Source organism: Geobacillus sp. C56-T3 (genome assembly GCF_000092445.1).
GTDB classification, from domain to species: domain Bacteria; phylum Bacillota; class Bacilli; order Bacillales; family Anoxybacillaceae; genus Geobacillus; species Geobacillus thermoleovorans.
Map to the genome: position 1 here is coordinate 2,443,565 of NC_014206.1, position 11,903 is coordinate 2,455,467.

Below are 11,903 nucleotides of genomic sequence, written 5' to 3' on the forward strand. Positions count from 1 at the left end.
CTCACTCCCCGATCAATTGGACGATGGCAGCGGCGATGCTGTCAAGCGGAACGATGACATCAACGACGCCAGCCTCGATCGCCGCTCTTGGCATCCCAAAGACAACGGCTGTCTCGCGCGCTTCCGCGATCGCTTTTGTGTTCCCGCTTTCCTTCAGCTTTTTCAACCCCGCTGTTCCGTCGCTTCCCATTCCGGTCATGATCACCGCGATTTTCCGACAGCGGCGAATGGCAGCGAGCGACTCGAACAACACGTCAACAGCCGGACGATGGCCGGCGCGCGGCGGCGATTCGTCGAAACGGGCTTTAAGCGCGCCGCCTTCTTCGCGAACGATGAGATGGACGCCGCCTGGCGCGATATAGGCGGTGCCATTTTGCAGCACTTCCCCGTCTTCCGCCTCCTTGACCGTGATCGCGGCAAGCGCATCAAGCCGGTTGGCGAGCGATGTCGTAAATCCTTTGGGCATATGCTGGACAGCGACGACCGGAGCGGCTAGATCGGGCGGAAGCTGCGTCAGCACCGTCTCGAGCGCGCGCGGGCCGCCGGTGGAAGTGCCGATCGCGACGATGGCCTGTTGCGGCCGCGCCGCCGCTTTGAACGATGGGCGCCAAGACGGACGTTGGCGGCGCGGGGCAGTCAAGGCAGCCACGTTCGCTTCGCTCGCGTGCAGCACTTTGCCAATCAGCTCGTCTTTCACTTTGTACAAATCGAGCGAAATCGGTCCGGACGGCTTGGCGACAAAGTCGACCGCCCCGTACTGCATGGCGGCGATCGTGTTTTCCGCCCCTTCGGTCGTCGTGCTTGACACCATGACGACCGGCACGGGATGGTCCCGCATGATGCGCTGCAACGTTTCGAGTCCGTTCATGACCGGCATTTCCACATCAAGCGTCACGACATCCGGCCTTAGGGCAGCGATTTTCTCGAGCGCCTCCCGGCCGTTGCGAGCTGTTCCGATGACTTCGAGGCGCGGATGCTCGGACAAAAAATCACTGATCCATTTGCGCATAAACGCCGAGTCATCGACGACAAGCACCTTGATCGTCTTCATGTTCCGTCTCTACCTTTCTAGCAAAAGTTGACGCAGCTTCGCAAAAAAGCGGGGAGCCCGCTCCGGCTCTTTTTCTCCTCCCGCCGCATAGCGGCATGCCATTTGACGCACTGCCCGGCTCGCCTTCGCCGCCGGATCAAAGAGAACAAACGGCGTTTGCCGGACGACACAGCGCGCCACAGTCCGGTCTTCAGGAACGACGCCAAGCAAGGCGATGTCTTTATGGAAAAACCGACTGGCGGCATGCTGCAGGCGCGAAAAGACGCCGTATCCTTCCCGCTCGCTGCCGGCGCGGTTGACGATGACGGAAAACGGAGCCTCGCTGCCGGCGGTGTGCATATATTTCATCATGGCGTACGCATCCGTCATCGCGGTCGGCTCCGGCGTCGTGACAATAAACACATCGTCGACGGACTTTAAAAAATACAATCGTTCTTCTGAGGCACCCGCCCCCATATCGAAAATGAGATAATCATATCGCGACGCCACCGTCTGCAGCTCGGCCAACAAATAGTCGATAGCGGATCGATCGACACTCAACCATTGCGCGGCGCCCGTCCCCCCAGCAATATACGATAGATGCTCCGGTCCGCTTTTTACCAGCTCGGAAAGCGGCAACCGCGCGGAAAACCAATCCGAAAGCGTCAATGGCGACGACTGGCCGAGCAAAATGTCGATGTTGCCCATGCCGATGTCCATATCAAGCAGCAAGACGCGAAACCCGAGCTTCGAGAGCGACAGCGAAAAATTGAGCGAAAGGTTTGACTTGCCGACTCCGCCTTTCCCGCTCGTCACCGCGATGGTCCGCGGCCCCGCCGCCGGCGTCAGCCGGCGGCCCAGCTCATAGCGCAGCCGTTCTGCTTGATCGCTCACCATCGCTCCGCCCCAAACAGCAGATGAACGAGCCGGTCTGCGGACGCTTCCACCATGTCGTCCGGCACATTTTGCCCGTTCGTGAAATAGGCGGCGGCAAGCCGGCTGTCAAGCAACACATTGACGATCGTTCCAAACGAGTCCGTCTCATCGAGCTTCGTCACGATCAGCCGATCGATCGGCAGGCGGGAAAAGTGGTTGTAAATCGTTTTCATATCGTCATACTTTCCCGTGGCGGCGAATACAAGAAACGTTTCCGTTTCGCTGTCAAACTCGAGCGTTTGCTGCAGTTCATCCACGTATTGCGGGTTGCGGAAGTTGCGGCCAGCCGTATCGACGAACACGAGATCGCAGCCGGCCAATTTCCGCTTCGCCGTCCGAAAATCGTCGGCATTGTAGCATACTTCCAACGGAGCGTGCAAAATGTCGGCATACGTCTTCAGTTGGTCGATGGCGGCGATCCGGTACGTGTCGGCCGTGATGAACCCGACTTTTTTCCCTTGCTCGAGGACGGCGCGCCCTGCCATTTTGGCGAGCGTCGTCGTTTTTCCAACCCCGGTCGGACCAAGCAAAATCATATACTTTTTTTGCTCCGCCGTTTTGACAAACGGAAGCGTCGACAATAGATCGCGCACCGCTTCTTTCGTCCAGGCGGAGACCGCAGCGGGCGACCGGCCGTCTTTGTCGGCATACCACCGTTCAAGCAGGCGATCCATCACTTGGCGGACGTACACATCCGCCATCCCTTGCCGAACGAGGCGCCGTTCCGCTTCCGCAAGCGGTGGAGGATACAAAAGCGAAGACGAGCGGGCGTTGAACTGACGGATGAGCGCCTTGACTTCCTCGATCTCACGGGCAAGCGAGCCGTCTTCCTCCCGCTCGGCCGCCGGCAAAGGGGCAAAGGACGCAGCAGCACTCGGCTGACGCGTCAAAGACGCGGCGGCATCCGGCTGACGCGTCAAAGACGCGGCGGCATCCGGCTGACGCAGCGGCAGTGGATCCGGATCAACGCCGGCCAACACTTCGATCTTTTTTTTCGCAAACAGACCGAAAAATCCGCCGGTCTGCACGACTTTCGAGTGCAAAATGACGGCGTCGCGGCCAAGTTCGGCGCGAACCATTTTCATCGCTTCGTTCATGGACGGGGCGACAAATTTTTTCACTTTCATTCGATTTCCACCATCCCCACGCTTTGAACTTCGACATCCGCTTCAAGCTCGTTGTACGACAGCACCGGAACAGTCGGAAAATGGCGCTCGGTCAGCTGGCGGACGTACATGCGCACCGCCGGGGAGCAGAGCAAAATCGGCGTCTGGCCGGCGAACGGATAGCGTTCAAGCGCCGCGGCGACCGCTTCCACAAACGCCTGCGCCCGCGCCGGCTCGAGCGCCAAATAGCGGCCGTGTTCGGTTTGCTGCACGGCGTCGGCGATCGTTTTTTCCGCCCTGCCCGACAGCGTAATGACGCGCAGCGGCTCGCCCGGCACGGCGTACTGCGAGGTGATTTGCCGCGCCAACGCTTGGCGGACGTATTCCGTCAACAAATCGGTGTCGCTGGTCAGGCGGGCAAAATCGGCAAGCGCCTCAAAAATGAGCGGCAAGTTGCGGATCGACACTTTCTCTTTCAGCAGCTTGGCGAGCACTTTTTGCACGTCGCCGACAGACAACGGATTCGGCGTCACATCGTCGACAAGCACCGGATACGATTCTTTTAAATGATCGATCAGCTGTTTTGTTTCCTGACGCCCCAGCAGTTCGTGGGCATGGGCTTTCAGCACCTCCGTTAAGTGTGTCGAGACGACCGATGGCGGGTCGACGACTGTATAGCCAAGCATTTCCGCCCGGTCTTTTACGGTCTCGGAAATCCATTTCGCCGGCAGACCAAACGCCGGCTCGATGGTGTCAATGCCATCAATCGAATCGTCGTCAACTCCGGGGCTCATCGCCAAATAATGGTCAAGCAGCAGCTCGCCGCGCGCCACTTCCTCGCCTTTCACTTTGATCCGGTATTCATTCGGCTGCAACTGGATGTTGTCGCGAATGCGCACAACCGGGATGACAATGCCAAGCTCGAGCGCGAGCTGACGGCGAATCATGACGATCCGGTCAAGCAAATCCCCGCCTTGATTGGCATCAGCGAGCGGAATGAGCGCATAGCCGAACTCAAATTCAATCGGATCGATATGCAGCAGTTGGATGACGCTTTCCGGGCTTTTCAATTCGTCGGCGGCCGCCGCCTCCTCTTCCGGAGCGGCCAATGCCGCTTCTTCTTGCTTTTGCCGCTCGATAAATCGGTAGCCGCCAAGCGCCAGCAGCCCGGCAATCGGCATCGTCAACAAGTCGTTGATCGGCGTAAACAAGCCGAGCAGGAAAATCGTTCCTGCCGTGACGTACAACATTTTCGGAAATGCGAACAGCTGGCGCATAATATCGCCGCTCAAGTTGCTGTCCGACGCCGCCCGGGTGACGATGATGCCGGTCGCCGTGGAAATCAACAGCGCCGGAATTTGGCTGACGATGCCGTCGCCGACCGTCAAAAGCGTGTAGCGCTTCGCTGCCTCCGCCATGTCCATCCCTTGCTCAACGACGCCGATCACCATGCCAAACAACATGTTGATGACGACGATAATGATGCCGGCGATGGCGTCGCCTTTTACAAATTTGCTCGCCCCGTCCATTGCTCCGTAAAAGTCGGCTTCTTGCGCCACTTTTTCCCGCCGCTTGCGCGCTTCTTGCTCCGAAATCATGCCGGCGTTTAAATCGGCGTCAATGCTCATCTGTTTGCCGGGCATCGCATCGAGCGTAAAGCGGGCCGCCACTTCAGAGACGCGCTCCGCCCCTTTGGTGATGACAACAAACTGGATGATGACCAAAATCAAAAACACGACAAACCCAACGACGACATCGCCGCCAACGACGAACGTTCCGAACGTTTCAACGACGCCGCCCGCCTCCCCTTTGCTTAAAATCGAGCGGGTGGTTGACACATTCAGCCCGAGCCGAAACAGCGTCAGCACTAAAAGCAATGACGGAAAAATGGAAAACTCAAGCGGCTCTTTCGTGTTCATCGCCGTCAGCAATACAAGCAAGGCAAGGGAAATATTGATGATGATCAAGACGCTCAACAGCCATGTCGGCAGCGGGATAACGAGCATGGCGACGATGAGCACGACAAGAAACAATACGGATAAATCTTTGATTTGCGCTTGCATTGTTTTCTCTCCTTGTTGCTACACGTTTCCTTTGAGCCGATAGACGTACGCCAAAATTTCCGCCACTGCCTTAAAAAACGCCTCTGGAATCATGTCGCCGACTTCCGTCTGGCGGTAGAGCGCCTGCGCAAGCGGGCGATTTTCGACAGTCACGACGCCATGGGTTTTCGCCACTTCCTTGATTTTCAACGCCATATAATCCGCCCCTTTCGCGACGACGACCGGCGCTTCCATCTTGCCGTCTTCATACTTGAGGGCCACGGCGTAATGCGTCGGGTTGGTAATGACGACATCCGCGTTCGGCACTTCCTGCATCATCCGCCTCATCGCCATCTCACGCTGTTTTTGCTTGATGCGCGATTTGATGAGTGGATCGCCTTCCGTCTTTTTGTATTCATCTTTAATGTCCTGTTTGGACATGCGGATGCTTTTTTCAAATTCAAACCGCTGATACAAGTAATCAAACAGCGCTAAAAACAAGAGCGCCCCCGCGGCGTACAGCCCCATTTTCACCGTCAAGCCGCCGACGACAGTCAAAGCCTCACCCGGCGTCTTGGAAACGAGCGCCGCAAGCTCGCTTCGTTCGGCCAACAGCGCCGCAAACACGACCGCACCGATGATTCCAGCTTTTAACACGGATTTCAACAGCTCGACCAAGGCGCGCAACGAAAACAGCCGTTTCATTCCTTGCACGGGATTGAGGCGGTTCCAATCCATTTTTAACGGTTCAACGGTGAACAAGGCGCCGATTTGCAAAAAGTTGGCCAACCCAGCCGCCAGCACTGCGGCGGCGAACAGCGGCGCCAAAAGCAAGGATGCATGGGAAAGCCAGTCAAGAAACAGCCGGTGAAGCGAGTCAACCGTCAACGAAGCGGACGCATAATCGGACAAGGCGCGGGCGAACAACCGCAGCAGACCGTCCCGCTCGTACGCCCCGGCCAAGGACAAAGCAAGAAATGAAGCAAGCAACACGGAAGCGGAGACGACATCACCGCTTTTGGCCACCTGTCCTTTTTCCCGCACTTCTTGCCGTTTGCGAGGCGTCGCCTTTTCCGTTTTTTCCCCAGCGAAAAATTGCAAATCGAGCCGCCACTCGCCCATCTTATCCGCCCCCCAACAGCCGCATCAACTCGCGCAACGAGGCAAACATGAAGTGAAATACACCGCGCGCCGCGAGCAATATCCCCCCGACTGCCGCCAACAGGAGCAAAAACGCCGCCGCCGTTTTGGCGGAAAAGCCGACCGCAAAAATGTTCATTTGCGGCACCGCGCGGGCGATGATGCCAAGCGCCACGTCGACTAAAAAGAGCGATCCGACAAGCGGGGCCGCCATTTGGAAAGCGGCGGCGAACATCGCAGCAAACGCCCGCACCGCGTATTCCACCGCCCGACCGTCAGCAACGTGCGGCAGGCGGTCAAGCGGCAGCCAATGATAGCTGTAAAACATGCCGTCAAGCAGCAAATGGTGCCCGTCAAGCATAAGCCAAAGCAAAAGCGCCAGCAAATGAAGATATTCGCCAAGCAGCGGGCTTTGCGCTCCAGTTTGCGGGTCGATGACGTTGGCGATGGCAAACCCGATTTGAAAATCGATCAAGCCGCCGGCGACTTGCACCGCCGCCATGAGGATCGCTGCCAGCAGCCCAAGCGCCAGTCCGACGAGCGCTTCTTTTACGACAAGCAATACATACACGCCGTCAAGCGCCAACACCGGTTTGGGCATCGCCAAAAACAACAGCCAGCTGAACAAAAACGCCAATCCGGCTTTATACGAAGCCGGCACGGTCCGGTAGGAAAACAACGGCATCGCCGCGAAAAACGAAGCGGCGCGGACAAAGACGAGCAAAAACGCCGGAAAATAAGTCCATGCTTGTTCCATCGCCGATCAGCCTATAAACGAAGCAAGATTGTTGAAAATATCGTGCGCGTACGACACCATTTTCGAGAGCATCCACGGCCCAAAGAACACAAGTCCAAGCAAGACGGCGACGATTTTCGGCACAAACGCGAGCGTCTGCTCTTGAATTTGCGTCGCCGCCTGAAAAATGCTGACGACAAGCCCGACGGCAAGGGACAACAACAAGAGCGGCCCGCAGACGACAAGCACGATATACACGCCTTGTTCAGCAAGGCGGATGATGAAATCGGCACTCATAAACGCCACCTATCTTTATTGAAAACTTTGCAACAATGATTTGACGACCAAATGCCAGCCATCAACAAGGACAAACAATAAAATTTTAAACGGCAGCGAAATCATCACGGGCGGCAGCATCATCATCCCCATCGACATTAAGACGCTGGCGACGATCATGTCGATGACTAAAAACGGAATAAAAATCATAAAGCCCATTTGAAACGCCGTTTTCAACTCACTGATGGCAAACGCCGGCACGAGCGCGGTCATCGGGATGTCGTTGATCGTTTTCGGCTGTTTGGCGCCGCTGTATGATAAAAACAGCGCCAAATCTTCCTGCCTTGTGTATTGGCTCATAAACTGCTTCAGCGGAACAGCCGCCCGTTCATACGCCTCCTCCAAGTCAATTTTGTCGGCAAACAGCGGCTGCAATGCCTGATCGTTGATGTCTTTCCAAGTCGGCGCCATAATGAAAAACGTTAAAAACAAGGCGAGCCCAACGAGCACTTGGTTCGGCGGCATCTGCTGCGTGCCGAGCGCCGTGCGCACAAACGACAAAACGATGACGATGCGGGTAAAACATGTCATCATAATGAGAATGCCGGGTGCGATCGACAACACGGTGAGCAGCAGAAGAAGCTTCACCGCTGTCGACACGTGCTCGGGAGCCATCGAATCAAACATATGGACAAATTCACTCATCGCCCGCCGTTCCTTTCCCTTTCAGCCGCTTTAGCCACTCGTTCCGTTTTTCAGTCATTTGCTTCATCTCCTCAGCCAACAGCGTCGAAAACGACGGCGGCAAACCGTTTTTCCGCTTTGATTTCCCCGTCCACTCGCCTCGAAGGAAGGAGCCAAGCCGGCCGAACTCCGCCATTCGTTCCAACCGCTCGCGATGCTGCGCTAACAGCTCATTCATTTCTTGTTCGTCTTCAATTTCCGTAAGCAGCTGAATCGAATCGCCGACGCCGATGACGAGCAGCCGGCGGCCGACTTTAATCAGCTGCACAGAGCGGTTCGCCCCGACGCTTGTTCCCCCAAGGTGCTCAATGGCGCCTTTTTGGCCGGAAACGAACGGCTGACGGCGGGAAAGCCATTGAAACAGCGCATAAAGAAGGAAGAGAACAAAGGCGGTCGCGCCGATGAGCCGAAGCACATCGAAAGCGGAAACCGCATCAGCGGCTTGATTCGCTGTTTGGTTTGTCTGTTGCCCGGAAGGAGCTGACTTCCCGCATGAATCGGGATGCTGCAGGCAGTCGGCGACCGTGGGGCTTTGGGCGGCCGATGCCGGCGTCGGCCCCAAAGCAATGGCTGCTGCCAGCAAAACGGCCGCCCAGCGCCAAATTGCCATCGTTTCCACCTCTGATCGCTCACCCGATCGTTTTGTTGATCGCTTCGATGACGCGGTCCGCTTGGAACGGCTTGACCACAAAATCTTTCGCTCCGGCTTGAATGGCATCAATCACCATTGCCTGCTGCCCCATCGCGGAGCACATAATGACTTTGGCGTTGCTGTCGATTTTTTTAATTTCCTTGAGCGCCGCAATCCCATCCATCTCCGGCATCGTAATATCCATTGTCACTACATCGGGCCGCGTTTCCTTGTATTTCTCGATCGCCTGCCGCCCATCGGCCGCTTCGGCGACAACTTCATGTCCGTTTTTCGTCAAAATGTCTTTAATCATCATGCGCATAAATGCCGCATCATCAACGACAAGCACTCTTGCCATGTCCCCTTACCTCCCAAACGCCTGTTTATTTTAGCCGTGTTAGCCGATCGCTTTGGCTGATGATGTCCGTGATGCGGACGCCGAAATTTTCATCGATGACGACAACCTCGCCTTTCGCGATCAGCTTGTTGTTGACAAACACATCGACCGGTTCGCCGGCCAGTTTATCGAGTTCAATGATCGATCCAGTCGACAGCTGCAAAATTTCCTGCACCGATCGCTTCGTCCGTCCGAGTTCAACCGTCACCTGCAGCGGCACATCAAACAGCAGCTCCAAATTGCGCGCCTCCGTTGCCGCAAGCGGCGGGGCATCGAACTCGACGAAATCGGCGGTTTGAATATGCCGAGCGGTTGCACCATCCCTCTCCTTGTCCGCGCGCCCAGCCGGCGGTTCATCCGTCGAGCGGCTCGCCGCTTCTGAAACGGCCGCACCGCCGTTCGCCTGAGCGTAAGTCGGAACAGGCTGCGGCTCGCTAAACGGCCGCGCGTCCGCCGACGACTTGAGGTTAACTTCCGCAGCCCCCGGCTCCTCAAGCGGCGAGCCGAGCAATTGGGCAACCAATTCTTTCGCGAAATCGACCGGCAGCAGCTGCATAATGCTTGAGTCGATCAACTCGCCGATTTTCAGCCGAAATGACACTTTAATGAGAAAATCTTCGTCCGGCAAATATTCCATCCCTTTTCCTTCCGCCAAATCAAGCAGGTGGAGCGTCGGCGGGGAAATATCAACCCGCTTGCCAAAGACGGTCGACATCGACGTCGCCGCTGAACCCATCATTTGGTTCATCGCTTCTTGAACAGCGCTCAGCTGAATCTCTCCGAGCGGACCATCGGCCGCCGTTCCGTCGCCGCCAAGCATTAAATCAGCGATAATCGCCGCGTCTTGCTGTTTAATGACCAACAAGTTTGTCCCGAGCAGCCCTTCCGTATAGTTGACTTGGATGGCGACATATGGCTGCGGAAATTCATCCGCGACGCTTGTGCGCTCGATAATGGACACGCTTGGCGTCGTAATTTCCACCTTTTGGTTCAATAACATCGACAGGGCAGTGGCCGAACTGCCGAAAGAAATATTGCCGATTTCCCCAAGGGCGTCCTGCTCAAGTGGAGAGAGAATATCATGAAGCGCCGGAATATGTCCGTCGCTGTCCATTCCGCGCAACAAAGCATCAATTTCATCCTGCGACAACATTCCATCATTCATCATGGTCGTCTTTGTCCCCCTCGATCATCGCTAAAATTTGCACCGCCAGCTTTTTGTTCCGCTTCCCCGGCTGGCCGATAAACTTTGGAATATGGCCGATTTTGACCACGAGCGGCTCATGAATCGACTGCTCGAGCTGAATGACATCGCCGGCCTCGAGTTGAAGAAATTCATTGACCGTGATGACCGCCGTTCCCAGTTCAGCGATAATCGGCAATTTTGCCGCGCGGATGCGCTGTTCGATCCGTTTCGCTTCCTCGGGGGAACGCTCCTTTTTTTGCGCCTGCATCCAGTAATGCACCGACAGCCGCGGCATAATCGGCTCCAAGACGACATGCGGAATACACACATTCATCATGCCGCGCGCTTCGCCGATTTGCGTGTTGAGCGAAATGACGACGACGGTGTCGTTCGGCGCAATCATGCGCAAAAACTGCGGATTGACTTCAAAATCGACAAAGAGCGGGTCGACTTCCGCCACCGATTCCCAAGCGTCGCGCCAATAGACAAACGCCTTGTCAAACAAATTGGACATGATGCGTGTTTCAATCTCCGTCAAATGCTCCACTTTATCCATGCCGACGCCGCGCCCGCCCATCACCCGGTCAAGCATGGCGTAAGCGATGTTCGGGTTGACTTCCAAAAGGACATGCCCGCCAAGCGGCGGCACCTCAAAGACATTGATGATCGTCATTTTGGGGATGGAGCGGACAAATTCTTCGTATGGAATTTGGTCGGCCGATGCGACCGAAATTTGCACATATGTGCGCAACTGGGCGGAAAAAAACGTTGTCAGCAGACGGGCGAAATTCTCATGAATGCGCGTCAGGCTGCGGATTTGATCTTTGGAAAACCGGAGCGCCCGCCGGAAATCATACGTTTTGACGCGTCGGCCTTCCTCCTCTTTTTTCAGCTCCTCCGCGCTCATCTCCCCTGCAGAAAGCGCAGCGAGCAACGCGTCAATTTCGCTTTGCGACAATACTTCCCCGGCCGTCATTTCATCTTCCCCCCTTCCAATGACAGGGCTACTGGAGGATAAAAGAGGTAATGTAGACGTTCTCCACTCTCCCTTCTTGCATCAATCCGTTGATCTCGCGCTTCAGCCGCTCTTTCAGCGCCGTCAGTCCTTCTTTTCCTTTAAAGTCGGCCGCTTTCATCTGCGAAAGTTGCTCGATGATCACGTCTTTCATCTGAAAATCGCGTTTCTCCGCCTCTTCTTTTCCTTGATCGCTGTCTGTTTCAATTTTAAATGAGATTTTAATATAACGCCCGTCCGCTAAATTGGTGGTCATTTCCGGAATGTCGATCGATCGTTCCGCCAGTTCATCGGCGCTTGGCGCCCCTTGTTTTTCCGCATGCCCCATCTTCATCACCGCGACAAGCGCCGCCGTTCCAGCCAAAGCGATGACCGCCAGCACAATGATCATCGTTTTGATTGCTTTATTCCCTTTCACTGTCCAATCCTCCTGCTTTCGGTAAGCGAAACACACCAAGCTGCTGGTAAAATTCGCTCGCTCGTGCAGCCACTTGCTCGACCGTTTCGCGCACGACGAATTTTTTTCCGTTCGTCAGCGTCACGGTCGTATCAGGAAACGCTTCAATTTGTTCGATGTACAATGCATTGAGCACAAACCGTTTGCCGTTGAGCTTCGTTAACGAAATCATCGAGCAGCAGGCGCAAGACGCCGCTCACGCCCTAC

At 55.9% G+C, this 11,903-nt stretch carries 14 protein-coding genes; all 14 read right to left on the reverse strand.

The window, feature by feature from the left end; all coding sequences use genetic code 11:
• Nucleotide 1: 1 nt before the first annotated feature.
• From GC56T3_RS12035 to GC56T3_RS12100, 14 genes are read right to left on the reverse strand one after another with little or no spacing between them, the layout of a single operon-like run.
• On the reverse strand, nt 2-1,051 hold the full coding sequence (locus GC56T3_RS12035; RefSeq protein ID WP_013145742.1) for a chemotaxis response regulator protein-glutamate methylesterase: 1,050 nt from the start codon (nt 1,049-1,051) through the stop codon (nt 2-4).
• A 9-nt stretch (nt 1,052-1,060) separates the two neighbouring features.
• On the reverse strand, nt 1,061-1,927 hold the full coding sequence (locus GC56T3_RS12040) for a MinD/ParA family protein (RefSeq protein ID WP_041468467.1): 867 nt from the start codon (nt 1,925-1,927) through the stop codon (nt 1,061-1,063).
• A complete protein-coding gene (gene flhF, locus GC56T3_RS12045; protein ID WP_013145744.1) occupies nt 1,921-3,093 on the reverse strand; it encodes a flagellar biosynthesis protein FlhF in 1,173 nt (390 codons plus the stop codon). The genes GC56T3_RS12040 and flhF overlap by 7 nt, the downstream gene beginning before the upstream one ends.
• Nucleotides 3,090-5,135 carry a flagellar biosynthesis protein FlhA gene (gene flhA / locus GC56T3_RS12050; protein ID WP_013145745.1) on the reverse strand — a complete coding sequence of 682 codons (2,046 nt, stop codon included), beginning with the start codon at nt 5,133-5,135 and terminating at the stop codon, nt 3,090-3,092. The genes flhF and flhA overlap by 4 nt, the downstream gene beginning before the upstream one ends.
• Nucleotides 5,136-5,153: 18 nt before the next feature.
• Nucleotides 5,154-6,236, reverse strand: a complete 1,083-nt coding sequence (gene flhB, locus GC56T3_RS12055) for a flagellar biosynthesis protein FlhB (protein WP_013145746.1) — start codon at nt 6,234-6,236, stop codon at nt 5,154-5,156.
• A 1-nt stretch (nt 6,237) separates the two neighbouring features.
• Nucleotides 6,238-7,011, reverse strand: a complete 774-nt coding sequence (gene fliR, locus GC56T3_RS12060) for a flagellar biosynthetic protein FliR (RefSeq protein WP_013145747.1) — start codon at nt 7,009-7,011, stop codon at nt 6,238-6,240.
• A gap of 6 nt (nt 7,012-7,017) precedes the next feature.
• Nucleotides 7,018-7,287 carry a flagellar biosynthesis protein FliQ gene (gene fliQ, locus GC56T3_RS12065; protein WP_011230735.1) on the reverse strand — a complete coding sequence of 90 codons (270 nt, stop codon included), beginning with the start codon at nt 7,285-7,287 and terminating at the stop codon, nt 7,018-7,020.
• 15 nt (nt 7,288-7,302) lie between these two features.
• Complete coding sequence (gene fliP, locus GC56T3_RS12070) at nt 7,303-7,971, reverse strand: flagellar type III secretion system pore protein FliP (protein WP_013145748.1); 669 nt, start codon at nt 7,969-7,971, stop codon at nt 7,303-7,305.
• Nucleotides 7,964-8,620: a flagella biosynthesis regulatory protein FliZ gene (gene fliZ, locus GC56T3_RS12075; RefSeq protein ID WP_013145749.1), complete on the reverse strand. Its 657-nt coding sequence runs from the start codon at nt 8,618-8,620 to the stop codon at nt 7,964-7,966. The genes fliP and fliZ overlap by 8 nt, the downstream gene beginning before the upstream one ends.
• A 19-nt stretch (nt 8,621-8,639) precedes the next feature.
• A complete protein-coding gene (locus GC56T3_RS12080) occupies nt 8,640-8,999 on the reverse strand; it encodes a response regulator (RefSeq protein ID WP_013145750.1) in 360 nt (119 codons plus the stop codon).
• 25 nt (nt 9,000-9,024) lie between these two features.
• Complete coding sequence (fliY, locus tag GC56T3_RS12085; protein WP_013145751.1) at nt 9,025-10,206, reverse strand: flagellar motor switch phosphatase FliY; 1,182 nt, start codon at nt 10,204-10,206, stop codon at nt 9,025-9,027.
• A complete protein-coding gene (fliM, locus tag GC56T3_RS12090; RefSeq protein WP_013145752.1) occupies nt 10,196-11,200 on the reverse strand; it encodes a flagellar motor switch protein FliM in 1,005 nt (334 codons plus the stop codon). Before fliM ends, fliY begins: the two co-directional genes overlap by 11 nt.
• A 28-nt stretch (nt 11,201-11,228) precedes the next feature.
• Nucleotides 11,229-11,657: a flagellar basal body-associated protein FliL gene (gene fliL, locus GC56T3_RS12095; protein ID WP_011230729.1), complete on the reverse strand. Its 429-nt coding sequence runs from the start codon at nt 11,655-11,657 to the stop codon at nt 11,229-11,231.
• Entirely contained in the window at nt 11,644-11,868 is a 225-nt protein-coding gene (locus GC56T3_RS12100) for a flagellar FlbD family protein (protein WP_013145753.1), read from the reverse strand. The genes fliL and GC56T3_RS12100 overlap by 14 nt, the downstream gene beginning before the upstream one ends.
• Nucleotides 11,869-11,903: the final 35 nt, after the last annotated feature.